We start from the raw sequence: 26,276 nt of genomic DNA on the forward strand, positions 1-26,276 counted from the left end.
CATCAGGCCACCGCCGCAGGTGCCTTGGCTTGGCTGGTGCTGCCCATCAGCCCGGACAGCACGATGGCGACAATGATCAGCGCGCCGCCCAGCAACATGCGCAAGGTCGGGGTTTCGGCAAACAGCAGCCAGGCAGCGGTAATGCCGTAGACCGGCTCCATGGCAAATACCACCGAGGCGGTGCGCGCCTTGATTACCGCGAGGCTGGCGACAAACAGGCTGTGGGCGAGGCCGGTACAGAACACCCCGAGCAGCCCGATCCACAACCAGTCGATTGCGCGCACATCCGCCAGCCCCGATGCCGCTACCGGCAGCAGGCAGGCCGCGACCACCACGTTCTGGCACAGCGCCGCTTGTACCGCCGGGATGCGCCCGGAGCTGGCGCGGTTGTTCAGCGACAGCAGCGAGAACAGCAGGCCCGAGGCGATGCCCCACAGCAGGCCGCCTGTGGCGGCGCTGGCGAGGTTGAAGTCTGGCGTCACCAGAATCAAACCGACGCTGACCAGCACCACCAGCAGCACTTCATTGGCGCGAATGCGCTCGCGGAAGATCAGCCCTTCAAGGATCACGGTAAACGCCGGGAACGCGGTGAACCCGAGCGTGGCGACCGCAACCCCTGCGGTTTTGACGGCAATAAAGAAGGTCACCCAATGCGCCGCCAGCAGCACGCCGCTGAGCAGCAGGCGGCGCCAGTCGCGCATTTCGAGTTTTTTCCAGACGGTGTTGCTGGCGAATCGCGCAAAGACGGCGAGGGCGACCACGGCAAAGGCTGCGCGGCCGAACACGATGATGGCCGGCGAGGCAGCCGCCAGCTTGCCGAATACGCCGGTGAGGCCAAACATCAATGCGCCGATATGCAGGGCGCCGAGGGCTGAGCGGGGAGTCATTGCGATCCTTGAACCAACGGGGGGACAGCATCGCAGTCTAGAGGGTTGAAGGTCTGGTCGTCTGTCGCGCGACTCGCGTTTTTTATTGCCAGACTATGCTGAGCGTCGCAAGGCGCCAGGGGAGGCGCCGAACTTGCGCAACATGGCGGCGGCAAACGCACTTTGCGAGCTGTAGCCGACGCGCTCAGCGATCTCGCCGATGGGCAGCGGCGTTTCGCGCAACATGCCCAGGGCCATGTGCAGGCGACGACTGCGGATGTAGTCCATCGGCGTCTGCCCGCACTCGGCGATAAAGCGCGCATGCAAGCGCGCCACTGACAGGTCGGCGATGCGCGCCAGGTCTGCGACCTGCAAGGGGTGCTTAACGTGCCGCTCGATATGCGCATTGAACGCCGCATACGGCAGGCGTTTTCCCGGCGCCGGTTGGGCCAGCGGGTGATTGAGGCTGGCCAGCAACAGCACCGCACCTTGCTGCACGATCAGCGGGTCATCCACCGGGCTGTGCGCGAGCCATTGCACCAGCTGGCTTTGGCGCGAATCCAGGGTCAGGTGTGCCGATTGGTCGAGCAGGCGGCGGCTGGCATCGGCATGCTCGCCCAGCGATTGCACCACCCAATGGTCGGTGGGCACATCCAGCACCAGGCAGCGGCTGCCATCGCGACTGCCGCAGGCATGGTGGGCGCAGAAGGGCAGCACCATCACGCTGCTTTCATGCACCTGGCTGCCACGGCCATCGACTTCCAGGTCCAAATGCCCCGACAGGCCAAACACCAGCTGTGCGTGGTCATGGCTGTGGGCGAGGGGCTCTTCGAGGTAGTGGCGCAGCGTGAGGGTCGGTCTCATCGCGGTCTCCTGGTGGCGCAAGGCAGCAGTCTACAACGCTTCACGGGTGCCAGGCGCTGTCATTAGAGTGACGCAAATTTGTCATGGGCTATTAACCGCCAGGGCGCAAGCTCGCGAAAACACCGTTGAGGGAAGCCCATGACCCGTGCCGAGTTTGCCAAACCCAGCCGTAAACAACGGGTTCGCACCCTGTGGATTTCCGACGTGCACTTGGGCACGCGGGATTGCCAGGCCGAACACTTGTCGCAGTTCCTCAAGGGCTACCACGCCGACAAGGTGTACCTGGTCGGCGACATTATCGACGGTTGGAAAATGCGCGGCGGCATGTATTGGCCCCAGGCGCATACCAACGTGATCCGCCGCCTGCTGACCATGGCCAAGCGCGGCACCGAGGTGATCTACGTCACCGGCAACCACGACGAGTTTCTACGGCGCTATTCCAAGCTGATCCTGGGCAATATCCAGCTGGTGGACGAAGCCGTGCACGTCACCGCCGATGGCCGCCATTTGCTGGTGATTCACGGCGATCAGTTTGATGTGATCACCCGTTACCACCGTTGGCTGGCGTTCCTTGGCGACTCGGCCTATGAGTTCACCCTCACGCTGAATCGCTGGCTCAATCACTGGCGGGCGCGCTATGGCTACGGCTACTGGTCGCTGTCGGCGTACCTGAAGCACAAGGTAAAGACGGCGGTGAGCTTTATCAGCGATTTCGAAGAGGCCATCGCCCACGAAGTGACCAAGCGCGAGTTGCATGGCGTGGTCTGCGGGCATATTCACCACGCGGAAATTCGCAAGGTGGGCGAGGTGGATTACCTCAACTGCGGGGATTGGGTGGAGTCGTGCACGGCGTTGATCGAGCACTGGGATGGGCATATCGAGTTGTATCGGCTGGCGGACGCGCAGGCGAAGGAAGCGCAGATCAAAGCCGAGATGGTCGCGGGCTAAGGGTTCACACGGTCAAAAAATTTGGGAGCTGGCTTGCCTGCGATGGCGGTGTGTCAGCCAAAAAAGGCTAACTGATACACCGCCATCGCAGGCAAGCCAGCTCCCACAGTTTGATTCAGTTTCTTCAGTTGGAAACGTCGGCGATGGCTTGGGCCAGCAGGGTCAGGCGCGTCGCGTCAAACCCGGCAACGTTGGCCCGGCCCGAACTGACCATATACACGCTGTGCTTCTCGCGCAGTTGCTTGACCTGTTCGGCACTCAAGCCGGTATAGGAAAACATCCCGCGCTGCGCACCGATATGCGCAAAGCGTTCAGCCAGCCCGTGGGGCGCCAGTGCCTCCACCAAGCCTGCGCGCAGTTGAGCAATCCGCGAGCGCATGGCTTCGACTTCGTCGCTCCATACCTGCTTGAGCTCGGCATCGCCGAGGATGGTTGCCACCACGGCCGCGCCATGATCCGGCGGCGTCGACCACAAATTACGCGCCGTATTGGCCAGCTGGCTGCGTACATCCGTGAGCTTCTCGGCATCCGCTGCGCACACGATCAACGCGCCGACACGGTCGCTGTACAGGCCGAAGTTCTTCGAGCAGGAGCTGGTGATCAGTACTTCCGGCAGCTCGGCGGCAAACAACCGTACCGCCCAGGCGTCCTGCTCCAGGCCGTCGCCAAAGCCCTGGTAGGCGAAGTCGATCAGCGGCAGCAACTGGCGCTCGCGCACGATCTGCAGCACCTGGCGCCAGTCATCCTGGGCCAGGTCAAAACCGGTCGGGTTATGGCAGCAGGCGTGCAGCAGCACCACGTCGCCCTTGGGCACGGTGGCGAGTGTCGCCAGCATTGCGGCGACATCCAGGCGGTTATCAGCCCCCACGTACGGGTAATGGCTGACTTTGAGGCCGGCCTTGGCGAAGAGGGTTTCGTGGATCGGCCAGGTCGGGTTGCTCAGCCACACGCCACGGCCGGGCAAGTGTTGAGCAATAAAGTCGGCACTCAGACGCAGTGCGCCGGTGCCGCCCGGGGTTTGGGTCGCGCCGGCACGTCGTTCGCGAATCAGCGCTGAACCGCTGCCCAGCACCAGCTCGCTGATCAACGCACCGAATGCCGCATTGCCGTGGCCGCCGATGTAGGTCTTGGTGGGCTGGGTATCGACCAGGCGCTGTTCGGCCAGCTTCACTGCGTGAGGAATCGGCGTCAGGCCCTGGTCGTCTTTATAGACGCCCACGCCGAGGTCGAATTTGTTCGGGTTGGTGTCCTGGGCATACAGGTCCATCAGCCCGAGGATCGGGTCGCCGGGCACGCGGCCAATGGCATCGAAATGCATTACTTGCGGCCCTCGGCGTCCTTGGCCACTTCGTCGGTGCGCGCGGCCATGATGAAGTCGTTGCGGTGCAGGCCTTTGATCGAGTGGCTCCACCAGGTCACGGTGACTTTGCCCCACTCGGTCAGCAGGCCTGGGTGGTGGCCTTCGGCTTCGGAGATTTCACCCATGGCGTTGGTAAAGGCCAGGGCGAATTTGAAGTTCTTGAACAGGAAAACCTTTTCCAGCTGCATCACGCCGTCGCGTACTTCAATGTTCCAGTCGGGAATCTGCTTGATCAGTACCGGCAACTCTTCGTCGCTGACGTGTGGGGCATCGGCGCGGCAGGCTTCGCAGTGGGCTTGGTTCAAGGTGGTCATGTGGGTGTCCTGAATTCGAATGATTGAAGATCAGTGGGCGTTACCCTAAAGCAACGCGCGGCCAGGGAACAGACTCACCTGGCCTCAAAACGTAAGGCTCAAGCAGCCTTGGGCTTCGGAGGGAATTTCGGCGCGTGCAGACCCAGCTGCATACCGCGCTCGACCATGCCCATGATGTCTTCCTGCGCCACGTCAAACAGGCGCTTAAGCTCAGGCAGGACGAAGTACAGCGGCTGCAGGATGTCGATACGATACGGCGTGCGCATGGCTTCGAGCGGGTCGAAGGCCTGGTGCTCGGGCTCGTCCGACAGGCAGTACACACTCTCCTTGGGCGACGACAGAATGCCGCCACCGTAGATGCGCCGACCCTGCGGCGTATCCACCAAACCGAATTCGATGGTCATCCAGTACAGGCGCGCCAGGTACACCCGTTGCTCCTTGGTGGCCGCGAGGCCGAGCTTGCCGTAGGTGTGGGTGAATTCGGCAAACCAAGGGTTGGTCAGCAGTGGGCAGTGGCCGAAGATCTCGTGGAAAATATCCGGCTCTTGCAGGTAATCCAATTCTTCACGGGTGCGAATAAAGGTCGCCACCGGAAATTGTTTGCTGGCGAGCAATTCGAAGAAGGTCTGGAAAGGAATGAGTGCGGGGACACGGGCGACTTGCCAGCCGGTGGTCTCGGCCAGCACTTTGTTGATTTCGCCCAGTTGCGGAATGCGATCCAGCGGCAGGCCGAGCTTGTCGATGCCGTCCAGGTATTCCTGGCAGGCGCGACCTTCGATCACTTTCAGCTGACGGGTGATCAGGGTGTTCCACACCGCGTGTTCTTCCGGCGGGTAGTGGATAAAACCTTGCGCATCGGGCTCACGCGCCACGTATTGCGTCTGCTTCATACGGCTCTCCTGCTAGGCATTCGTTCTTGTTATGTCCTGCGATGAGCCTATTGATAACGCGCAAGGCGGGCGGATTCCATCCGGCTGATGGTCAGGGCTGTAGGAAAGTTTACCGATTATCGTAAAGTTTTCGTTACGATCGGCCTGCCTGTCGTTGTATTGGGCTGTGAAAAGCTCACGCGCTGTCACATAATCTTGACGACTATCTGCGCCCAGCGGCAAAAAGCCGCGGCGTCTTCCCACCTTTTGGGCCTCTTCATGCGTATCAAAGTGCATTGCCAGAACCGCATCGGCATCCTGCGGGACATTCTCAACCTGCTGGTGGAGTACGGCGTCAACGTCGCCAAGGGCGAGGTCGGCGGCGAACATGGCAACGCCATTTACCTGTTTTGCCCGAACCTGGTGAACATGCAATTCCAGGCGCTGCGCCCGCAATTCGAAGCGATTGCCGGGGTGTTTGGCGTCAAGCGGGTAGGGCTGATGCCCAGCGAGCGTCGGCACATGGAGCTCAATGCGCTGCTCGGCGCCCTGGAGTTCCCGGTACTGTCCATCGACATGGGCGGCTCCATCGTCGCCGCCAACCGTGCGGCGGCGCAGTTGCTCGGCGTGCGCGTGGACGAGGTGCCAGGCATTCCGCTGTCGCGCTATGCCGAAGATTTCGACTTGCCGGAGTTGGTGCGCGCGAGCAAGTCGCGGATCAACGGCTTGCGGGTCAAGGTCAAGGGCGACGTATTCCTGGCGGACATCGCGCCGCTGCAATCCTCTGAGCATGACGACAGCGAGGCCATGGCCGGCGCGGTGTTGACCCTGCACCGCGCCGACCGTGTGGGTGAGCGTATCTACAATGTGCGCAAGCAGGAGCTGCGCGGCTTCGACAGTATCTTCCAGAGTTCCAAGGTGATGGCGGCGGTGGTGCGTGAAGCGCGGCGCATGGCGCCGCTGGATGCGCCGCTATTAATAGAAGGCGAAACCGGCACCGGCAAAGAGCTGCTGGCGCGCGCCTGCCACCTGGCCAGCCCGCGTGGGCAGTCGCCGTTGATGGCGCTTAACTGCGCGGGCCTGCCGGAGTCGATGGCCGAGACCGAGCTGTTTGGCTATGGCCCCGGCGCCTTTGAAGGGGCGCGGGCCGAGGGCAAGTTGGGGCTGCTGGAGCTGACGGCGGGCGGTACGTTGTTTCTTGATGGCGTGGGCGAAATGAGCGCGCGCCTGCAGGTGAAGTTGCTGCGCTTTTTGCAGGACGGCTGCTTCCGCCGGGTGGGCAGTGATGAAGAGGTCTATTTGGATGTACGGGTTATCTGTGCGACCCAAGTGGATTTGTCGGAGCTTTGTGCGCGCGGGGAGTTTCGCCAAGACCTTTATCACCGCCTGAATGTGCTGTCGCTGCATATCCCGCCGTTGCGCGAATGCCTGGATGGGTTGGCGCCGTTGGTCGAGCATTTCCTTGACCAGGCCAGCCGGCAAATCGGCTGCCCGCTGCCCAAGCTGGCGCCGGCGGCGATGGATCGGCTCAGCCACTACCACTGGCCGGGCAACGTGCGCCAGCTGGAAAACGTGCTGTTTCAGGCGGTGTCGTTGTGCGAGGGCGGCACGGTCAAGGCTGAGCATATTCGCTTGCCGGATTACGGTGTGCGTCAGCCGCTTGGCGATTTTTCCCTGGAGGGCGGGCTGGAGGAGATCGTCGGGCGGTTTGAAAAGGCAGTGCTGGAGGCTTTATATGCCGAGCATTCCAGCAGCCGGCAGCTCGGCAAGCGCCTTGGCGTTTCCCATACCACCATCGCCAACAAGCTGCGCGATTACGAAATTCTCAAGGCTGATAAGTAAACACATCCCCTGTGGGAGCTGGCTTGCCTGCGATGGCGGTGGGTCAGTTAGCTGATGTATCCACTGATACACCGCTATCGCAGGCAAGCCAGCTCTCACATTTGTTATTTGTCATCTTCAAGACCTGTGCTTGCCGTAAGCGGCAGTAGTCCGCCGTTTTTTCGACTCTCGTCCAGCCTCATCATCTCCGCACCTCCCCGCAAACACCCGCTCCGCCTGGACTTTTCCTGGTTTTAAAAAGTTGGTTCGCAAATTGCTTAAGCCTCATCAGTACAGCGGTGGGCGGCAAGCGTCCGTCAGAAAGAGGATAGAGCGTGGATAAGTACCTTTACGTGGCAATGACCGGCGCCAGCCAGAATGCACTGGCGCAGAAGGCCCATGCCAACAATCTGGCGAACATCTCCACCAACGGCTTTCAGCGTGACCTGGAGCAGGCGCGTTCGATGCCGGTGTTCGGTGACAGCTTTCCGGCGCGGGCGTTTGCCATGACCGAGCGGCCGGCCACTGACTTCTCGCCGGGCGCCATGATCGAGACCGGTCGTGACCTGGATGTGGCGGTCAATGGCAATGGCTGGATCGCCGTGCAAACCCCGGATGGCAGCGAAGCCTATGTGCGCAGTGCCAGCATGAACGTCGATGCGCTGGGCGTATTGCGCGCCGGCAACGGCATGCCGGTGATGGGCAACGGTGGCCCGATTGCCGTGCCGCCCCAGCAGAAAATCGAAGTCGGCTCGGACGGCACCATCAGTATCCGTGCCATGGGCGAAGGCCCGCGAGTGATGGCGGAGGTGGACCGCATCAAGATGGTCCAGCCCGACCTCAAGAACATGAATAAAGGCCTCGACGGCACCATCCACACCAAGGATGGCCAACCGGCGCAGGCGGATGCGAACGTCACGCTGACCTCGGGTTTCCTGCAGGCGAGCAACGTCAACGCGGTGGAAGAAATGACTGCGGTGCTCTCGCTTTCCAAGCAGTTCGAGCTGCACATCAAGATGATGAACAGCGCTAAAGAAGACGACCAGGCCATGACTCGCGTACTGGCGATGAGCTGATCGCGGCCTCACTGAACGAACACTAATTTTGCAGCGCGGCGCCAACAAACAGGCGCACGAAGGAGAACAGCATGCTTCCGGCTCTATGGGTTGCCAAAACAGGTTTGTCCGCCCAGGACACCAACCTGACCACCATTTCCAACAACTTGGCAAACGTGTCGACCACGGGCTTCAAACGTGACCGCGCCGAGTTCCAGGACTTGCTCTATCAGATCAAGAAGCAGCCGGGCGCCCAGTCGACCCAGGACAGCGAACTGCCGTCGGGCCTGCAACTGGGTACCGGTGTGCAGATCGTTGGCACCCAGAAGAACTTCAGCGCCGGTAACCTGCAGCAAACCGGTCAGCCGTTGGACATGGCCATCAACGGCCGTGGCTTCTTCCAGATCCTGCAACCGGACGGCACTACGTCCTACACCCGTGACGGTACTTTCCACCTCGACTCCAATGGCCAGATCGTCACCGCCAACGGTTTCGCCCTGGAGCCGGCTGTCGTGGTGCCTGCGGACGCCAAGACCTTCACCGTCGGCAACGACGGCACCGTGTCGATCACCGTGGCCGGCAACCCGGCGTCGCAAGTGATCGGCAACCTGCAAACCGCCGACTTCATCAACCCGGCCGGTCTGCAGGCCATGGGTAACAACCTGTTCCTGGAAACCGCCTCCAGCGGCGCGCCGCAAATCGGCACCCCTGGCCTGAACGGTTTCGGCACCACCCTGCAAAGCACCCTGGAAACCTCCAACGTGAGCACGGTTGAGGAGATGGTCAACATGATCACCACCCAACGCGCCTACGAGATGAACTCCAAGGTGATTTCCACCGCCGACCAGATGCTTTCGTTCGTAACGCAGAATCTGTAATCAAGTCTATGGGGCGCCATTGACGGCGCCTGCAACACCGTGAGGTAAGGGTCATGAATCGCTATGTTTCTGTTCTGGCATTGAGTGGGATCGCCGTGCTCGCGGGCTGTGTCGCCCCGACGCCAAAGCCCAATGACCCGTACTACGCGCCGGTGTTGCCGCGCACGCCGTTGCCGGCGGCGGCCAACAATGGCTCGATCTACCAGGCCGGTTTCGAACAGAACCTGTACAGCGATCGCAAGGCGTTCCGCGTGGGTGACATCATCACCATCACCTTGAACGAGAAAACCCAGGCGAGCAAAAACGCCAACTCGCAGATCGGCAAGACCAGCAAGACCAGCATCGGCCTGACCTCGCTGTTCGGCGGCGTGCCCAACACCAACAACCCGCTGGGCAGTGGCGACTTGAGCCTGGACGCCGGCTACAGCGGCGACCGTGCCACCAACGGCAAGAGTGCGGCAGGGCAGGGCAATAGCCTGACCGGTTCGATCACCGTGACCGTGGCCGATGTGTTGCCCAACGGCATCATCGCCGTACGCGGTGAAAAGTGGATGACCCTCAACACCGGCGACGAGCTGGTGCGGATTGCGGGCATGGTCCGCGCCGATGATATTTCCACTGACAACACCGTGCCGTCGACACGGATTGCCGATGCGCGCATTACCTACTCGGGTACGGGTTCGTTTGCTGATGCGAGTCAGCCGGGCTGGTTCGACCGTTTCTTCCTTAGCCCGCTGTTCCCTTTCTAGGTGGCCACTTTGAAACTCAAACAGCTGATGGCTGCCGCGTTATTGCTGGCCTTGAGCGCAGGGGCACACGCCGAGCGGTTGAAAGACATCGCGAGTATTTCCGGCGTGCGTTCCAACCAACTGATCGGTTACGGCCTGGTGGTGGGGCTCAACGGTACGGGTGACCAGACTACTCAGACGCCGTTCACCCTGCAGACCTTCAACAACATGCTCTCGCAGTTCGGCATCAAGGTGCCGGCGGGCTCGGGCAACGTGCAGCTGAAAAACGTCGCGGCCGTATCGATCAGTGCCGACTTGCCGGCCTTCTCCAAGCCGGGCCAGGTGGTGGACATCACCGTGTCTTCCATCGGTAACTCGAAAAGCCTGCGCGGCGGCACCTTGCTGATGACGCCGCTCAAAGGTATCGACGGCAACGTCTACGCCATCGCCCAGGGCAACCTGGTGGTGGGCGGCTTCGACGCCGAGGGCCGTGACGGTTCGAAGATCACCGTCAACGTGCCATCGGCCGGTCGCATTCCGGGCGGCGCCACGGTTGAACGCACCGTGCCGAGCGGTTTCAACCAGGGCAACAGCCTGACCTTGAACCTCAACCGGTCAGACTTCACCACCGCCAAGCGCGTGGTCGACAAGATCAACGACATGCTCGGCCCTGGCGTCGCCCAGGCGATCGACGGCGGTTCGATCCGCGTCACCGCGCCGTTGGACCCAAGCCAGCGCGTCGACTACCTGTCGATCCTGGAAAACCTTGAGGTCGACCCAGGCCAGGCCGTCGCCAAAGTCATCATCAATTCGCGTACCGGCACCATCGTGATCGGCCAGAACGTCAAGGTGTCGCCGGCAGCGGTAACCCACGGCAGCCTGACGGTGACCATCACCGAAGACCCGATCGTCAGCCAGCCTGGGCCGTTGTCCAACGGCCAGACGGCGGTAGTGCCGCGTTCGCGTGTGAATGCTCAGCAAGAAGCCAAGCCGATGTTCAAGTTCGGCCCCGGCACCACGCTGGATGAGATTGTCCGCGCGGTGAACCAGGTGGGCGCAGCCCCTGGCGACTTGATGGCGATCCTCGAAGCTCTGAAACAGGCCGGCGCCTTGCAAGCCGACCTGATTGTGATCTGAGGCTATGGCCATGGATATGCGCAAGAGCGGGATCAGCAGCACGGCGGACTCGGGGTCTTACTCCGACCTCAACCGGCTTAACCAGCTCAAGGTCGGCGCCGACAAGAACAGCGAAGGCAACATGCGCAAGGTGGCGCAGGAGTTCGAGTCGCTGTTTTTGAGCGAAATGCTCAAGTCCATGCGCTCGGCCACCGAGGCGCTGGGCAAAGACAACCCGATGAACACCCCGGCTGCCAAGCAGTACCAGGAAATGTACGACCAGCAGCTGGCGGTGTCGATGTCCCGCGAAGGCGGCGGTATCGGCTTGGCCGACGTGCTGATGCGCCAGATGCAGAAGAACAAACCGGTGGACGCCCAGGCGGCCACCTTGCAAGGCCCGGAAGCCGCGCAGGCGCCAGCGAAGAAGGTTGATGTGCCGACGGAAATCGCCGCCGGCACTAAAGCCGAAGGCCCATTGGGCCGCTCCAATGGCCAGCGCCCACTGTGGGCTTATCGCGTGGCCGTGCCGGAAGGCGCGAGTGCACACGCCAACGATGTGGAGCTGATGAACCAGCGCCGTATTGCCCTGCCGAGCAAACTGACCGACCGCCTGTTGGCCGGCATCGTGCCGAGCACCGACGCAACGACTGTCGCCCAAAGCGCGCCGCTGCGTAACAGCGCCGGCGCCGATAACGTGATCAACAGCACGGCGCGCAGCTTTGCCGTGCCGAGCGGGCGCATGCAGGTCTACGGCCGCGCCATCGCCCAGCCACCGCTGGCGCCGGCGAAAAAAGCCTTCAGCTCGCAGGATGAATTCGTCGCCACCATGCTGCCGATGGCCAAGGCGGCCGCCGCGCGCATTGGCGTGGATCCGAAGTACCTGGTAGCCCAGGCCGCGCTGGAAACCGGTTGGGGTAAATCGGTGATGCGCGCCGAAGACGGCAGCAGCAGCCACAACCTGTTCGGCATCAAGGCCGGGCAGAGCTGGCAGGGCGGCCAGGCGCGTGCAATCACCAGCGAGTTTCGTGATGGAGCGATGGTCAAGGAAACGGCGCAGTTCCGTTCCTATAACTCCTACCAGGACAGCTTCCACGACCTCGTGACATTGCTGCAAAGCAATGATCGCTATAAAGAAGTTGTGAAATCAGCCGACAACCCGGAACAGTTTGTACGCGAGTTGCAAAAAGCCGGATATGCAACCGACCCGGACTACGCCAGCAAGATTTCGCAGATCGCCAAAACGATGAACAGTTACCAGAACTACGCTGCCGCGGGCGCATCCACTCATTTATAAGGTCTGAATCATGAGTTTGCTCAATATCGGGATGTCGGGGCTCAACGCCGCTCAAGGATCGCTGTCGGTCCTGAGTAACAACATTGCCAACGTCAACACCCCGGGATACTCGCGTCAGCAGACCACCCAGAACGCCAGCGCCAACAACCAGTATGGCGGCGTGTACATCGGCAGCGGCACGACCCTGGCGGATGTGCGCCGCATTTATAACGACTTTTTGGGCGCCGCCTACCAGAGCAGCACCTCGCTCAACAGCGACGCCACCGCCTACGCGGGCCAGGCTGCAGCCATCGACAAGACCATGTCGGACAAGTCCACCGGCATGTCGGCGGTGCTCAGCGCGTTTTTCGCCTCGCTGCAAACCGCGGCGGCGACCCCAAGCGATGTGTCCGCGCGGCAATTGCTGGTGACCAGCGCCCAGACCCTGAGCAACCGCTTCAACGCGATTTCCACCCAGTTGACCCAGCAGAAAGAGACCATCAACGGCCAGCTGAAGACCATGAGCGATCAGGTCAACACGATCACCGCGTCGATTGCCTCGCTGAACAGTCAGATTGCGCAGGCCCAGGGCTCGTCGAACAGCGCGCCGAACAACCTGCTGGATGCGCGTAATGAAGCCGTGCGTTCGCTCAACGAATTGATTGGCGTGACCGCGACCGAGAAGAACGGCCAACTGAGCATCACCACCGGCACCGGCCAGTCGCTGGTCGAGGGCAGTATCTCCAATACGATTTCGGCCGTACCCAGCAGCACCGACAATAGCCAGTACACCCTCCAGCTCAAAATGGGCGACACGTCGATGGACATCGGCTCGGTGGTGACCGGCGGCAGCATCGGCGGCCTGCTGCGTTACCGCAGTGACGTGCTGATGCCGGCCATCAACGACTTGGGTCGCATCGCCATTGCCACCGCCGACAGCGTCAACAGCCAGTTGGGCCAGGGCCTGGACCTGAATGGCGATTTCGGTTCCTCGCTGTTCAGCGACATCAACAGCGCCGCGGCGATTGCCCAGCGCAGCCAGGCGGCGGCGGGTAACAGCGCAGGTTCGGGCAACTTGAATGTGACGATTGCCGACAGCAGCAAGCTGTCGACCTTCGACTACAAGGTCACCTTCACCAGCGGCAACCAGTACAACGTGGTGCGTTCCGATGGCAAGGCCATGGGTTCGTTCGACACTACCACCACGCCGCCGCCGGTGATTGATGGTTTCACCCTGGCGTTGAATACCGGCGGCACAGTGGCTGCCGGTGACAGCTTTAAAGTCAGCCCGACCGCCACGGGTGCCAGCAACATCGGTGTCGATTTGAAAGACCCGAATAAAATCGCGTTTGCCGGGCCATTGGCCGGCAATGCCAGCAAGACCAACACTGGCACCGGCACGTTCACGCCACCGGTGTTGACCGTGCCTATCGATATCAATGGCGGCGCGGCTACCGCTCAGCTGCGCACCGGGATCGAGAACTCGATGCCGGTGAAGATGGTGTTCGGCGACCCGGCAGCGGACGGCACCCAGCCTTACTCGCTCACCGACGCCCAGGGCAACTCGATCGGCACCGGCAGCATCATTCCGGGGCAGGGCAACAAGATCACCGTCAACGTGCCGATGCGCGATGCGAGCGGCACGTTGATCCCTGGCAAAAGCTTCAGCTTTGATACCACCGTGGCCGGTTCGCCGGTCAAAAACGACAGCACTACGTTTTCGTTCAACAGCGGCGCGGCGTCCGATGGCCGCAACGCCCAACAGTTGCTGGGCTTGCAAACCAAGGCGACGGTGGGTGCGGTGGACGGCAACGCGGGCGTAAGCCTGGTCAGCGCCAATAGCCGATTGGTCTCCCAGGTCGGCTCCAAGGCCGCCCAGGCCAATACCGACAGCACCGCCACCGGCGCCTTGCTGGCGGCGAACAAGGCGGCGAGCAACTCCGTGTCCCAGGTCAACCTGGACGAGGAGGCGGGCGACATGATCAAGTTCCAGCAGTACTACACGGCGTCGTCGCAGATCATCAAGGCCGCGCAAGAAACCTTCAGCACACTGATTAACGCCCTTTAAAGGAGTCTGGAACGATGCGTATCTCTACACAGCAGTATTTCGACACCAGCTCCAGCAAGTATCAGGATAACTATTCCGGTGTGGTGAAGGCCCAGGACCAGGCGAGCTCCGGTGTGCGCGTGCAAACCGCCGCCGATGATCCCGTGGCCGCCGCCCAATTGCTGATGCTGCAACAGCAGAAAGACATGCTGGGGCAATACAACGGCAACATCACCAGCCTGCAAAACTCGCTGACCAACGAAGAAAGCGTGCTCGGCAGCATCAACACTGCGCTGCAAACCGCCCAGGGCCTGGCGTTGCAGGCCGGTAACCTCAAGCTCAGCAATGATGACCGCCAGGCGATTGCCGCCCAGGTCGGCGCACTCGAGGACCAGGTATTGGGCTTGCTCAACACCAAGGACTCGAGCGGCAACTACATGTTCTCCGGGGCCAAGACCGATACGCCGCCTTACAGTCGCAACAACGATGGCACCTACACCTACCAGGGCGATGAGACGCCGCTGAGCCTGCAAGTGTCGAGCAACCTGACCATCGCTGCGGGCGACACCGGCAAGACGCTGCTGGAGAGTTCTTCCAATACTGGTCGCACCCAGGCCACGATTTTGCCGCCGGCGGTCAATGACGGCAAAGTCGCGATCTCGGCGGGCCTGGTCACTAACGGCACGGCGTACACCAAGAACTTTGCCGATGGTCAGCCGTACAAGGTGACCTTCGCCAGCAGCACTCAATACAGCGTGACCGACAAGGACGGTAACGACGTGACCGCCGAGATCACCGGTAACGGCACGTTTGACTCCACCAAGGAAGGCGCGCACAGCATCAACCTGCGCGGGGTCAAGTTCGATATCAGCCTGAACCTGGGTTCGGATGTGGCCTCGGGCCCGGACTCTGATGCCTTGGTGGCGGGCAAGGCGTTTACCCTGGAAAGCAAGCCGGACACGTTCAGCAGTTCGCGTACGGCGAGTAATGCATCCACCGCGCAGTTGACCGGTGGCCGGGTCACGGATCAGGCGGCCTACACCAGCACCTTTCCCAACTCGGGTGCGATTATCAAGTTCACCAGCGGCAATGCTTACGAGGTGTACGCCCAGCCGTACACGGCCAACAGCAAGTCGATTGCCACCGGCACCATGGCCACGGGCGCGACGTCGATCACTGCCGCCGGCGTGACCTTTGATGTGAGTGGCACGCCGGGTGCCGGTGACCAGTTTGCCGTCGGCGCCACCAGCAACAAGAACATGAACGCCCTGGACACCCTTGGCCAGTTGCGCAAGGCGCTGGAAACCCCGGCCGATGGCGACCCGGTGGCGATGAACACGCTCAAGGATGTGCTCAACACCACCATCGGCAACCTGGGCAACGCGACGGCGCAAATCGACCAGGTACGCGGCTCGATTGGTGCACGCCAGAATGCGTTGGATATTCAGGGCCAGGAAAACACCAGCCTGGGCCTGGCCAACACCTCCACCATGTCGTCGCTGGCCAACGTCGACATGGGCCAGGCCGCCATCGACCTGACGCTGCAGCAGACCATGCTGCAAGCCTCGCAGCTGGCGTTTGTGAAAATCTCTCAGTTGAGCCTGTTCAGCCGCATGTAATCATCGGCGGAACAGACGGCCCACCCTGGCAACAGGGTGGGCCGTTGTCATTTCTGCCGCCGTAAATGTTGCAGGGTTTTGCACAAAGCGCACAAAATTGAGTGACCTGTGAGTCATAAAGCGCATCTTCACTGTATCGTGTGAAAAGGATAAGTCGACTGCGGGTCTTTGCGCGGCGGCTTTCAGCGATATTTTTACGGGGTTATCCCCTTTATTGTCAGCACTCCCGGCGTCGTTCGAGGGGTGTTATCCAGCTATTTAGTATTGGGAAGCCACAATGATTGGCATAAAAAGCATCGCCAGTTACGTGCCGGCAGACGGGGTCGATAACTACGCCCAGGGCGCCAAATTCGCCAAGGATGAAGATTTCATCATCGGCAAGATCGGTTCGGCGTTCCTGCCGCGCAAGGATGCTGCGCAGGAAACCTCCGACCTGTGTGTCGAGGCGGTGAATGCCTTGTTTGCTGCCAACCCGCAACTGTCGCGCGAGTCCATCGATGCGGTCATCGTCGTGACCCAGAACGGCGACGAAGAGGGCTTGCCCCACACGGCCGCCATCGTTCAGGACAAGTTGGGCTTGCCGACCCACGTGGCCGCCTTTGATATCTCCCTGGGCTGCTCCGGTTACGTCTACGGCATTTATGCGATGAAGGGCTTCATGGAAGCCACTGGCCTGAAAAACGGCCTGCTGATCACCGCTGACCCGTATTCGAAGATTGTCGACCCGGAAGACCGCAACACCACCATGCTGTTCGGCGATGCCGCCACCGCGACCTGGATGGGCGAAGACGCCCCGTGGCTGCTGGGCAAGTCGAAGTTCGGCACCGACGGTTCCGGCGCGCCGCACCTGAAGGTCAGCGACGGTGTGTTTTTCATGAATGGCCGCCAGGTGTTCAACTTCGCCCTGCTCAAAGTACCGGCGCATTTGCACGAGCTGCTCAACGAGTCTGAGCTTAAGGCTGACGAGATTGATGCGTTCTGCATTCACCAGGGAAGTGCGGCGATCGTCGACGCCGTGGCGCGACGGTTTGAAGACGCCCCGGTAGAGAAATTCATCAAGGACATGGTCGAGACGGGCAATACCGTGTCGTCGAGCATTCCGCTGCTGCTGGAAAAGCACATGATGGATGGCGACTGGAAGCGGGTGGCGATCAGTGGCTTTGGTGTGGGTTTGTCGTGGGGTTCGGCGATTCTCTATCGTCCGTGACCTGCTGATAGCGCCGCACACAAAAACGCCCAGGCTTGAAAAAGCCTGGGCGTTTTTTATTTGGCGCCAGAAAACCCAGCAAATGCGAGGCTTTGGGCTATCGTAAATGCTTGAATTGCAAAGGGTGGCCACGTGCTAGTAAAAAAAATCAAAAAAATCCTCAAGAGACCTGCATTCACGACGATAACTATTACGAAGGTTCTCTAGGCCACACCCGGCGGTTGCCAGGGCCGGAAGCCGCAGTACACCACCCACGAGGATTTCGTCATGGCTTTAACAGTAAACACTAACCTTGCTTCGTTGAACGTTCAGAACAACCTGAACAAGGCTTCCGGCGCTCTGCAAACTTCCATGCAGCGTCTGTCCTCCGGCCTGCGTATCAACAGCGCCAAAGACGATGCGGCCGGCCTGCAAATCTCCAACCGTCTGACCAGCCAAATCAACGGCCTGGGCGTTGCAATCAAGAACGCCAACGACGGCAGCTCGATTGCTCAGACCGCTGAAGGCGCCATGCAGCAGTCCACCAACATCCTGCAAAGCATGCGTACCCTGGCTCTGCAATCCGCCAACGGCTCGCCAAGCGCTGACGACCGTAAGTCGAACCAGGCTCAATACGCAGCACTGACTGCTGAATTGACCCGTATCGCTACCACCACTACTTTCGGTGGCAAGAACCTGCTGGACGGTTCTTTCGGTACCACTTCGTTCCAGGTCGGCGCCAACGCCAACCAGACCATCGACATGAGCATCGGTAACGTTGCAGCCAACAACATTGGTTCGCAGCAGCTGAAATCCCAAGGCGTTGCTCCAAGCGCAACAGGCGTTGCCGGCGGCGCACTCACCGTTACCGGTGGCGGCCAGTCCAAGAGCCTGACCATCGCTGCCGGTGCTTCGGCCGGGCAGATCGCTGCGCAAATGAACGGCGCTGTAGGCGGCCTGGCTGCTACTGCCAGCACTGTTGCCCAGTTCACCGTTGACTCCACTGCCATCGCTGCTGCATCTCCAGCCAGCGCCAACTTCACCTTGAAAGTCGGTAGCGGTGCTGCGGTCCAGTTCACTGGCGTGACCAGCGCTTCTGACCTGGCTGACCAACTGAAGTCCAACGCTGCCAAACTGGGCATCACCGTTAACTACGATTCGACCACTCAAGCGCTGTCGGTCAAGTCCGATACCGGTGAGAACCTGACCTTCAACGGTGGCGACGCCGGTGCTATCGCAGGCGTCAAGGTTGCCACCCTGGATGGTACCGGTACTGCCGGCACTGCCGTTGCCCTGGCTGCCACCGCGATCATCGCCACGGGTGCAGTTTCCCTGAACTCCTCCAGCAGCTACTCGCTGAGCGGCGCTGGCGTGACAGGTCTGTTCGCAGCTACCGGTACAGCTGCCAACTCCACCAAAACCACCGTCAACAACACCGACATCACCACTGCTGCTAACGCACAGAACTCGATCGACGTGATCACTCAGGCGATCTCGGACATCGACTCCCAGCGTGCCGGTCTCGGTGCTGTACAAAACCGTTTCGACAACACCGTTGCCAACCTGCAGAGCATCTCCGACAACTCCAGCGCCGCTCGCGGTCAGATCCAGGACGTTGACTACGCTGCTGAAACTGCTCAGTTGACCAAGCAACAAACCCTGCAACAGGCTTCCACTGCGATCCTGTCCCAGGCCAACCAACTGCCATCCGCTGTACTGAAGCTGCTTCAGTAATAGCCATCGGTAGATGACTGACGGAAGGGCGCGTTTACGTGCCCTTTTGTCTTTTGCGTGATGAGGAGATTGGACATGGACATGAGCGTCAAGTTGAACCTGTCTTATCCAGCAGCGGCGCCGCAGAGCGCGCCTGCCCCTGTGACAGCCGACCCGCAGAAAACCAAGGTAGACCCCACGGTTGCCACGGGCGAACCCAAGCAGGACTCGAAATCCTCCGACCTTGAACAGGCGGTAACGGATATTCGCAAATTCGTCCAGGCTGCCCAGCGCAACCTGGACTTTTCCATTGATGACTCCACCCATCAGGTGGTGGTCAAGGTCATTGCGACCGACAGTGGCGAGGTCATTCGTCAAATCCCTTCGGAAACGGCATTGAAACTCGCACAAAGCCTTCACGACGCCAGCAGTGTGTTGTTTGACGCCAAAGTCTGAGCTGGCATGAATTTTGTTGCTGTAGCTGCTTGAGGCGTCGTCCGTCAATAAAGCGCCAGCCCCGATCAGGAGAAGAGTCATGGGTGATATCACGGTAAGCGGCCCGGTTACGGGGATTAATACCGAGTCGATCGTTACGGCCTTGGTCAACGCTGAACAAGCGCCAAAGCAGTCGCAGATCAACAAGCAGACGCAAACGTCGACTGCCCAGCTGTCCTCGATCGGCAAGATTCAAGCAGCGCTGGATGCCTTCCGCGGGGCCTTGGACAATATGGCCAAGGACGCCAGTATCGGCGGCCTGACGGCGACAACGTCGGATTCAAACGTGTCCACCATTACCTTGGGGGCTGGTGCCTCTGCAGGCAACTATTCGCTGGTGGTCAACCAGTTGGCGACCTCCTCGAAGGTTGCGACCCAGACGTATGCAAAGGGGCCGAGTACGGTCGTCAATGCCGGTACGACGTCGACGAAACTGGAGATTTCCCAGTCTGGGCAGAGTTATGGGGTCACTGTTCCACCGGGCGCGACGTTGCAACAAGTACGTGACTCGATCAACGCGCAATACAGCAGCGTAGGCCTGAGTGCGAACATCCTGACTGACGCCACGGGTTCTCGACTGGTCATGACGTCAACCAATACCGGTGTCGGCACCGACATTACCCTGGGTGGTAACTCCGGCCTGGAAGCGGGGACATCAGTGGTGACCGAGCCGAAGAATGCGAAGTACACCATTGACGGTACTGCGCAGGAATCCAAGAGCAATACCCTGACTGACGCAATCAGCGGCGTGAGTATCAAGTTGACGGCGCTGTCGCCTCTTCCGTCTGGCGTCACAGATCAGAACAGTCCAAATCGAATCGCCTCGACCATCACGGTCAGCCGCAGCAACGACACCCTCAAAAGCTCGGTAAAGGGCTTTGTCGACACCTATAACGCCTTGATGACGGCGATCAATACTGAAACCAAAATCACCACCAACGCCGATGGTTCGACCACGCCGTCTGCGCTGACCGGTGATGCCACCATGCGTACTTTGCAGTCGTCCCTGCGTGCGCAGATGAACGCACTGGCTGGCACGGGCACGTTGAAGTCCCTGGCGCAATTTGGTGTGAACACTGACTCCGGCACCGGCAAGCTGAGTATTGACGATAAAATATTCGGTGCGGCGATCTTGACCAACCCTACCGACATCGGCGGTATTTTCAACGGCGACAATGGCCTGCTGGCGCGCATGAAAACCGCGACCGACAGCTACGCGCTGAGCAACACCGGTGTTCTCGCCACGCGCTCCTCGACCCTGTCGAGCAACCTCAAGGACCTGCAAAACCAGCAGGACACCCTGACCGCGCGCATGGCCGCCCTGAAGACCAGCCTCACCGCTAAATATACGACGATGAACAACCTGGTGGCCCAGCTCACCAGTCAGCGTTCCAGCGTCATGACCACGCTCAACGCGCTGAACAAGTCGTCCTCGGACAGCTGATCCCGATGAAGTCGCCCGGTGGTAAATACCGCCATCGGGCGCCGCCTTCGACCGACTTGGGGGTTAAAGTTTTTTGCGACCCAGTCGACATATTAGTCAGAGCCCATCCAATTTAGCTGTCGCCTGTCACGAGGTAGAAACATGAATCCCATGAGAGCCCTTCGCCAATACCAGAAGGTCAATTCCCATGCCCAGGTCTCCGAAGCCAGCCCGCACCGTCTGGTCCAGATGCTGATGGAAGGCGCACTGGATCGCATGGCCCAGGCCAAGGGCGCCATGGCTCGTGGTGATATCGCGCAAAAAGGCCTGCTGCTCGGTAAGGCGATCGACATCCTGATCGGCTTGCGTGACGGCCTGAACCCGGAAAAAACCGATGATCCGGCCGCCTTGCAACAGTTGGACAACCTGTACGCCTACATGACTGCGCGCCTGCTGGAAGCCAACAGCAAGAACGATGTCACCATGATCGACGAAGTAGCCGGCCTGATGATTACGCTCAAGGAAGGCTGGGACGGTATTGCAACACTGTAGGCCTTTCGGCCTGAGGATGATGTCATGAGCCACGCCCTGCAACGGATTGACGAAACCCGCGAAGCCTTGGTCGACGCCTTGGCGGCACGTAACTGGGACGCTATCGGCGAACTGGATATGGGCTGCCGTGCGGTGATCGATGAGGCACTCAATAACGCGCCGGTGGATGAGGATGCCCTGCGGGAAAAGCTGGAGAGCTTGTTGGCGGTGTATCAGCAGTTGCTGGAGGTGACGACGGGCGAGCGCCAGGCGATTTTCGAAGAGATGTCGCAGATCAACCGAGCGGAAAACGCGTCAAAGGTTTACCATCTGTTCGGCTGAATGGGCTCAGTTAGTCCGAACGGTGCGTCATATATTTGACTGTGCCAGCATTTTTGACTTAACTAGTGCTGTTTTCAGATTTCAGACGTCTACCAAGTAAGAAATCTTACAGACGTCTAGATTGCCCTCACTCTGGGGCAGGAAGTTTTACTAGGGAAGTTGCTATTGCATGTGGCGTGAAACCAAAATTCTGCTGATCGATGACGATAGCGTCCGCCGCCGCGACTTGGCGGTGATTTTAAATTTTCTTGGTGAAGAAAATTTACCCTGCGGTAGCCATGATTGGCAGCAGGCGGTCAGCTCTTTGTCGTCGAGCCGTGAAGTCATTTGTGTGCTGATCGGGACGGTAAACGCTCCTGGTGCAGTACTGGGCTTGTTAAAGACACTGTCGACCTGGGATGAGTTCCTTCCGGTACTGCTAATGGGCGATGTTTCTTCTGTCGACCTGCCGGAAGACCAACGCCGCCGCGTGCTTTCGACCCTGGAAATGCCGCCCAGCTACAGCAAATTGCTCGACTCCCTGCACCGCGCCCAGGTTTACCGTGAGATGTACGACCAGGCCCGCGAGCGCGGCCGTCATCGCGAACCCAACTTGTTCCGCAGCCTCGTCGGCACCAGCCGTGCGATCCAGCACGTGCGCCAGATGATGCAGCAAGTGGCCGACACCGACGCCAGCGTGCTGATCCTCGGCGAGTCCGGCACCGGCAAGGAAGTGGTCGCGCGCAACCTGCACTATCACTCCAAGCGCCGCGACGGGCCGTTCGTGCCGGTCAACTGCGGGGCGATCCCGGCAGAGCTGCTTGAAAGCGAATTGTTCGGCCACGAGAAGGGCGCCTTTACCGGGGCGATCACCAGCCGTGCCGGGCGTTTCGAGCTGGCCAACGGCGGCACCCTGTTCCTTGACGAAATCGGCGACATGCCGCTGCCGATGCAGGTCAAGCTGCTGCGCGTACTGCAGGAACGCACCTTCGAACGCGTGGGCAGCAACAAGACCCAGAGCGTCGACGTGCGCATCATCGCGGCCACGCACAAGAACCTCGAAAGCATGATCGAGGTCGGCAGCTTCCGCGAAGACTTGTACTACCGCCTCAATGTATTCCCTATCGAAATGGCCCCGCTGCGTGAGCGCGTCGAAGACATCCCGCTGCTGATGAACGAACTGATCTCGCGCATGGAACACGAAAAGCGCGGCTCGATTCGCTTCAACTCCGCCGCGATCATGTCCCTGTGCCGCCACGGCTGGCCGGGCAACGTCCGCGAGCTGGCCAACCTGGTGGAGCGCATGGCGATCATGCACCCGTACGGGGTGATCGGCGTGGTCGAGCTGCCGAAGAAATTCCGCTACGTCGACGACGAAGACGAGCAATTGGTCGACAGCCTGCGCAGCGACCTGGAAGAGCGCGTGGCCATCAACGGCCATACGCCGGACTTCGGTTCCACCGCCATGCTGCCGCCCGAAGGCCTGGACTTGAAGGACTACCTCGGTAGCCTTGAACAAGGCCTGATCCAGCAGGCGCTGGACGATGCCAACGGCATTGTCGCGCGCGCCGCCGAACGCTTGCGTATCCGCCGAACCACCCTGGTTGAGAAGATGCGCAAGTACGGCATGAGCCGCCGGGAAGGCGATGAGCAGACAGATGATTGACGCCTGAAATATAAACCGCTGATTAGTCAGCGGTTTTTTTTCGGCACGGGTATTGCTACAGCCCTCGCAACGTTCCGTTTAACTGACGGTCAGCCAAGCGAGAGAGCATGATGCCCCACGCCGCCCAACATTCTTCGGCCCCCGACATCCAGGGGCTTCTCCCCTCTGTAGAGCAGCAAAGCCGGCAGGGCCTGGAACAGGCCTTTTCGCTGTTCAACCAGATGTCGAGCCAACTGACTGACTCCTACAGCTTGCTGGAGGCCCGGGTTTCCGAGCTTAAGGGCGAGCTGGCGGTGGTCAGTGCCCAGCGCATGGAAGAGCTGGCCGAGAAAGAGCGCCTGGCCAACCGTCTGCAAAACCTCCTCGACCTGTTGCCCGGTGGCGTGATCGTCATCGACGAGATGGGCCGCGTGCGCGAAGCCAACCCGGCCGCGCGCGACTTGCTCGGCGAACCGCTTGAAGGCGAACTGTGGCGCCACGTGATTACGCGCTGCTTTGCGCCTCGCGAAGACGATGGCCATGAAATCTCCCTTAAGGACGGCCGCCGCCTGTCCATCGCCACCCGTTCTCTCGACGCCGAGCCCGGCCAACTGGTGCTGCTCAACGACCTGACTGAAACCCGTCACCTGCAAGACCAACTGGCGCGCCACGAGCGCTTGTCGTCGCTGGGGCGGATGGTCGCTTCTTTGGCGCATCAGATCCGTACGCCGCTGTCGGCGGCGCTGATCTACGCCAGTCATTTGACTGATGAGCAATTGCCCGCCGCCACCCACCAGCGATTTGCCGGCCGCCTCAAGGAGCGCCTGCATGAATTGGAGCACCAGGTGCGCGACATGCTGGTGTTTGCCCGCGGCGAATTGCCGCTGACCGACCGCCTCACGCCGGCTGTGCTGATGCAATCGCTGCAGGCGGCAGCGGCGACGCATATTCAAGAGGCCAACGTGCGCTGGCAGTGCGACAGCCATCTCGGCGAGTTGCTGTGCAACCGCGACACGCTGGTCGGCGCCTTGCTCAACCTGATCGAAAACGCCACCCAGGCCAGCGGCCCCGGTGCGCGCCTCAAAGTGCACCTGTACAACCGCGGGCAAACCCTGCGCCTGTGCATCAGCGACAGCGGAAGCGGCATCGACCCGGTGGTGCTGCAGCGCCTGGGCGAACCCTTTTTCACCACCAAAACCAACGGCACGGGCCTGGGCCTGACCGTGGTCAAGGCAGTGGCGCGTGCGCATCAGGGAGAATTGCAGCTGCACTCCCGGTTGGGGCGTGGCACCTGTGCATTGATGACCTTGCCGTTGTTTTCCAGCGCGGCAAGCGCGGAGTAAAAGGACTATGGCTATCAAGGTTTTATTGGTTGAAGACGATCGCGCCCTGCGTGAAGCATTGGCTGACACGCTGCTGTTGGCGGGCCATGACTACCGGGCGGTCGGTTCGGCCGAGGACGCCTTGGAGGCCGTTGAGCAAGAGTCCTTCAGCCTGGTGGTCAGCGACGTGAACATGCCCGGCATGGACGGCCACCAGTTGCTCGGCCTGCTGCGCGCACGCCAGCCGCAACTGCCGGTCTTGCTGATGACCGCCCACGGCGCGGTAGAGCGGGCGGTGGACGCCATGCGCCAAGGCGCGGCGGATTACCTGGTCAAGCCGTTCGAGCCCAAAGCCTTGATCGAGCTGGTCGCCCGGCATGCGCTTGGCGTGGTCCCGGCCAGCGACGGTGAAGGCCCGATTGCCTTCGAGCCGGCCAGCGCGCAGTTGCTGGAACTGGCGGCCCGTGTGGCGCGCAGCGATTCCACCGTGTTGATCTCCGGCGAGTCCGGCACCGGTAAAGAAGTGCTGGCGCGGTATATCCACCAGCAATCCAGCCGCGCCAAACAACCGTTTATCGCGATCAACTGCGCGGCGATCCCTGACAACATGCTCGAAGCCACGCTGTTCGGCCATGAAAAGGGCTCGTTCACCGGCGCCATCGCCGCCCAGGCGGGCAAGTTCGAACAGGCGGACGGCGGCACCATTCTGCTCGATGAAATCTCGGAAATGCCCCTGGGTCTGCAAGCCAAGTTGCTGCGGGTGCTGCAGGAGCGCGAAGTGGAGCGCGTCGGCGCACGTAAGCCGATCCAGCTGGACATTCGCGTGGTCGCCACCACCAACCGTGATCTCGCGGGCGAAGTGGCGGCGGGGCGCTTCCGTGAAGACTTGTTCTACCGCCTTTCGGTATTCCCGCTGGCCTGGCGCCCACTGCGCGAGCGCCCGGCAGACATCATCCCGCTGGCCGAGCGCCTGCTGAACAACCACGTCAAAAAAATGAAGCACGCCCAGGCGCGGTTGTCGGCCGATGCCCAGGCCTGCCTGATCAGCTACCCATGGCCCGGCAATGTGCGCGAATTGGACAACGCGATCCAGCGCGCGCTGATTTTGCAGCAGGGCGGGCTGATCCAGCCGCAGGACTTCTGCCTGGCCATGGGCACTGGCGCGGCACCGTTGCCGAGCCTGGCGCCGGCGCCTGTGGTGGCGGTCGAAGCCGAATCCGCCGGCGGTTTGGGCGACGACCTGCGTCGCCGCGAATTCCAGATGATCATCGACACCCTGCGTGCCGAGCGCGGCCGCCGCAAAGAAGCAGCCGAGCGCTTGGGGATAAGCCCGCGCACCTTGCGCTACAAGCTGGCGCAGATGCGTGACGCGGGAATGGACGTGGAAGCCTACCTCTTCGCCACCTGAAAAAGCATCGGGCCGACAGGGTTTGTCGCCTTTTCTTACGAATCGCCACGGAGCTGGCACCCTTGTTGCTACCACCCCTAGTAACCGCTACGTAGTGTCAAAAAATTGCGGGTCGTCGGAGAGAGAAGGTCATGAGCCAGGGTATTGAGTTCAATCGGTTGATGTTGGATATGCGCTCCATGCAAATGGATGCCATGGCTCAACCGAAATCCGTCGCGCCAGCGCCGGAATTGGGCCAAAGCAGTTTTGCCGACATGCTCGGTCAGGCAATCAATAAAGTCAGTGATACCCAGCAAGCCTCGAATCAGTTGGCCACCGCCTTCGAAATCGGCAAAAGCGGCGTAGACCTCACCGACGTGATGGTGGCCTCGCAGAAGGCCAGCGTTTCCTTTCAAGCCTTGACCCAAGTGCGTAACAAGTTGGTCCAGGCTTATCAAGACATCATGCAGATGCCGGTTTAAGGACGAGATTTAA

Annotated in this window: 24 protein-coding genes; 19 read left to right on the forward strand and 5 right to left on the reverse strand. The window is 60.8% G+C overall.

The genetic code is table 11. The features are described 5' to 3' along the window. Positions 1-2: 2 nt before the first annotated feature. Both L8I05_RS01690 and L8I05_RS01695 read right to left on the reverse strand, forming a co-directional pair. On the reverse strand, positions 3-887 hold the full coding sequence (locus L8I05_RS01690) for a DMT family transporter (RefSeq protein ID WP_242166998.1): 885 nt from the start codon (positions 885-887) through the stop codon (positions 3-5). Between the two features lie 93 nt (positions 888-980). Next, complete coding sequence (locus L8I05_RS01695; protein ID WP_242166999.1) at positions 981-1,730, reverse strand: AraC family transcriptional regulator; 750 nt, start codon at positions 1,728-1,730, stop codon at positions 981-983. Between the two features lie 138 nt (positions 1,731-1,868). Between L8I05_RS01695 and L8I05_RS01700 the strand changes: the two genes are divergently transcribed. After that, positions 1,869-2,678 (forward strand): UDP-2,3-diacylglucosamine diphosphatase, encoded by an 810-nt coding sequence (locus L8I05_RS01700; protein ID WP_242167000.1) that lies wholly within the window; start codon positions 1,869-1,871, stop codon positions 2,676-2,678. A 124-nt stretch (positions 2,679-2,802) separates the two neighbouring features. On the opposite strand, the gene L8I05_RS01705 is transcribed toward L8I05_RS01700, so the two are convergent. The 3 genes from L8I05_RS01705 to phhA form a co-directional block, all read right to left on the reverse strand. Continuing rightward, entirely contained in the window at positions 2,803-3,996 is a 1,194-nt protein-coding gene (locus L8I05_RS01705) for an amino acid aminotransferase (protein WP_242167001.1), read from the reverse strand. Continuing rightward, positions 3,996-4,352, reverse strand: coding sequence for a 4a-hydroxytetrahydrobiopterin dehydratase (locus tag L8I05_RS01710; protein WP_242167002.1), 357 nt, complete (start codon positions 4,350-4,352; stop codon positions 3,996-3,998). Before L8I05_RS01710 ends, L8I05_RS01705 begins: the two co-directional genes overlap by 1 nt. Before the next feature lie 98 nt (positions 4,353-4,450). Continuing rightward, positions 4,451-5,242 carry a phenylalanine 4-monooxygenase gene (gene phhA / locus L8I05_RS01715; protein ID WP_177018985.1) on the reverse strand — a complete coding sequence of 264 codons (792 nt, stop codon included), beginning with the start codon at positions 5,240-5,242 and terminating at the stop codon, positions 4,451-4,453. A gap of 258 nt (positions 5,243-5,500) precedes the next feature. Between phhA and L8I05_RS01720 the strand changes: the two genes are divergently transcribed. From L8I05_RS01720 to fliE, 18 genes are all read left to right on the forward strand, one after another. Further along, entirely contained in the window at positions 5,501-7,063 is a 1,563-nt protein-coding gene (locus L8I05_RS01720; protein ID WP_159958652.1) for a sigma-54-dependent transcriptional regulator, read from the forward strand. Between the two features lie 314 nt (positions 7,064-7,377). Further along, positions 7,378-8,118, forward strand: a complete 741-nt coding sequence (locus L8I05_RS01725; protein WP_197627243.1) for a flagellar basal body rod protein FlgF — start codon at positions 7,378-7,380, stop codon at positions 8,116-8,118. Positions 8,119-8,189: 71 nt separating this feature from the next. Then, positions 8,190-8,975 carry a flagellar basal-body rod protein FlgG gene (gene flgG / locus L8I05_RS01730; protein WP_005790105.1) on the forward strand — a complete coding sequence of 262 codons (786 nt, stop codon included), beginning with the start codon at positions 8,190-8,192 and terminating at the stop codon, positions 8,973-8,975. 53 nt (positions 8,976-9,028) lie between these two features. Then, positions 9,029-9,724 (forward strand): flagellar basal body L-ring protein FlgH, encoded by a 696-nt coding sequence (gene flgH, locus L8I05_RS01735; protein ID WP_003214607.1) that lies wholly within the window; start codon positions 9,029-9,031, stop codon positions 9,722-9,724. A gap of 27 nt (positions 9,725-9,751) precedes the next feature. Continuing rightward, positions 9,752-10,840, forward strand: coding sequence for a flagellar basal body P-ring protein FlgI (locus L8I05_RS01740; RefSeq protein WP_162530309.1), 1,089 nt, complete (start codon positions 9,752-9,754; stop codon positions 10,838-10,840). A 4-nt stretch (positions 10,841-10,844) separates the two neighbouring features. Continuing rightward, positions 10,845-12,113 (forward strand): flagellar assembly peptidoglycan hydrolase FlgJ, encoded by a 1,269-nt coding sequence (flgJ, locus tag L8I05_RS01745; RefSeq protein WP_242167003.1) that lies wholly within the window; start codon positions 10,845-10,847, stop codon positions 12,111-12,113. Between the two features lie 10 nt (positions 12,114-12,123). Beyond that, positions 12,124-14,160 carry a flagellar hook-associated protein FlgK gene (gene flgK, locus L8I05_RS01750; protein WP_242167004.1) on the forward strand — a complete coding sequence of 679 codons (2,037 nt, stop codon included), beginning with the start codon at positions 12,124-12,126 and terminating at the stop codon, positions 14,158-14,160. Positions 14,161-14,174: 14 nt separating this feature from the next. Beyond that, complete coding sequence (locus L8I05_RS01755; protein ID WP_242167005.1) at positions 14,175-15,758, forward strand: flagellar hook-associated protein 3; 1,584 nt, start codon at positions 14,175-14,177, stop codon at positions 15,756-15,758. Positions 15,759-16,035: 277 nt separating this feature from the next. Next, the gene (locus L8I05_RS01760) at positions 16,036-16,965 is read left to right on the forward strand and encodes a ketoacyl-ACP synthase III (RefSeq protein WP_177018988.1); all 930 of its coding nucleotides are present in this window, start codon (positions 16,036-16,038) and stop codon (positions 16,963-16,965) included. A gap of 267 nt (positions 16,966-17,232) precedes the next feature. Further along, positions 17,233-18,678, forward strand: coding sequence for a flagellin (locus L8I05_RS01765; RefSeq protein ID WP_242167006.1), 1,446 nt, complete (start codon positions 17,233-17,235; stop codon positions 18,676-18,678). A gap of 75 nt (positions 18,679-18,753) precedes the next feature. Continuing rightward, positions 18,754-19,113: a flagellar protein FlaG gene (locus tag L8I05_RS01770; protein ID WP_106576448.1), complete on the forward strand. Its 360-nt coding sequence runs from the start codon at positions 18,754-18,756 to the stop codon at positions 19,111-19,113. A 79-nt stretch (positions 19,114-19,192) separates the two neighbouring features. Beyond that, a complete protein-coding gene (gene fliD / locus L8I05_RS01775; RefSeq protein ID WP_242167007.1) occupies positions 19,193-20,596 on the forward strand; it encodes a flagellar filament capping protein FliD in 1,404 nt (467 codons plus the stop codon). A gap of 141 nt (positions 20,597-20,737) precedes the next feature. Beyond that, complete coding sequence (fliS, locus tag L8I05_RS01780; protein WP_242167008.1) at positions 20,738-21,127, forward strand: flagellar export chaperone FliS; 390 nt, start codon at positions 20,738-20,740, stop codon at positions 21,125-21,127. A gap of 24 nt (positions 21,128-21,151) precedes the next feature. Then, positions 21,152-21,448: a flagellar protein FliT gene (locus tag L8I05_RS01785; protein ID WP_177018991.1), complete on the forward strand. Its 297-nt coding sequence runs from the start codon at positions 21,152-21,154 to the stop codon at positions 21,446-21,448. A 169-nt stretch (positions 21,449-21,617) separates the two neighbouring features. Further along, on the forward strand, positions 21,618-23,093 hold the full coding sequence (locus tag L8I05_RS01790; protein ID WP_197627247.1) for a sigma-54 dependent transcriptional regulator: 1,476 nt from the start codon (positions 21,618-21,620) through the stop codon (positions 23,091-23,093). Between the two features lie 110 nt (positions 23,094-23,203). Next, on the forward strand, positions 23,204-24,415 hold the full coding sequence (locus L8I05_RS01795) for an ATP-binding protein (protein WP_159961584.1): 1,212 nt from the start codon (positions 23,204-23,206) through the stop codon (positions 24,413-24,415). A 7-nt stretch (positions 24,416-24,422) separates the two neighbouring features. Further along, positions 24,423-25,802, forward strand: a complete 1,380-nt coding sequence (locus L8I05_RS01800) for a sigma-54 dependent transcriptional regulator (RefSeq protein ID WP_177018992.1) — start codon at positions 24,423-24,425, stop codon at positions 25,800-25,802. Positions 25,803-25,933: 131 nt separating this feature from the next. After that, complete coding sequence (gene fliE, locus L8I05_RS01805) at positions 25,934-26,263, forward strand: flagellar hook-basal body complex protein FliE (protein ID WP_016972029.1); 330 nt, start codon at positions 25,934-25,936, stop codon at positions 26,261-26,263. The last annotated feature ends 13 nt before the right edge of the window (positions 26,264-26,276 follow it).

Source organism: Pseudomonas sp. MONT-RG-20F-20-E-7-02, assembly GCF_022662395.1.
Lineage (GTDB): Bacteria > Pseudomonadota > Gammaproteobacteria > Pseudomonadales > Pseudomonadaceae > Aquipseudomonas.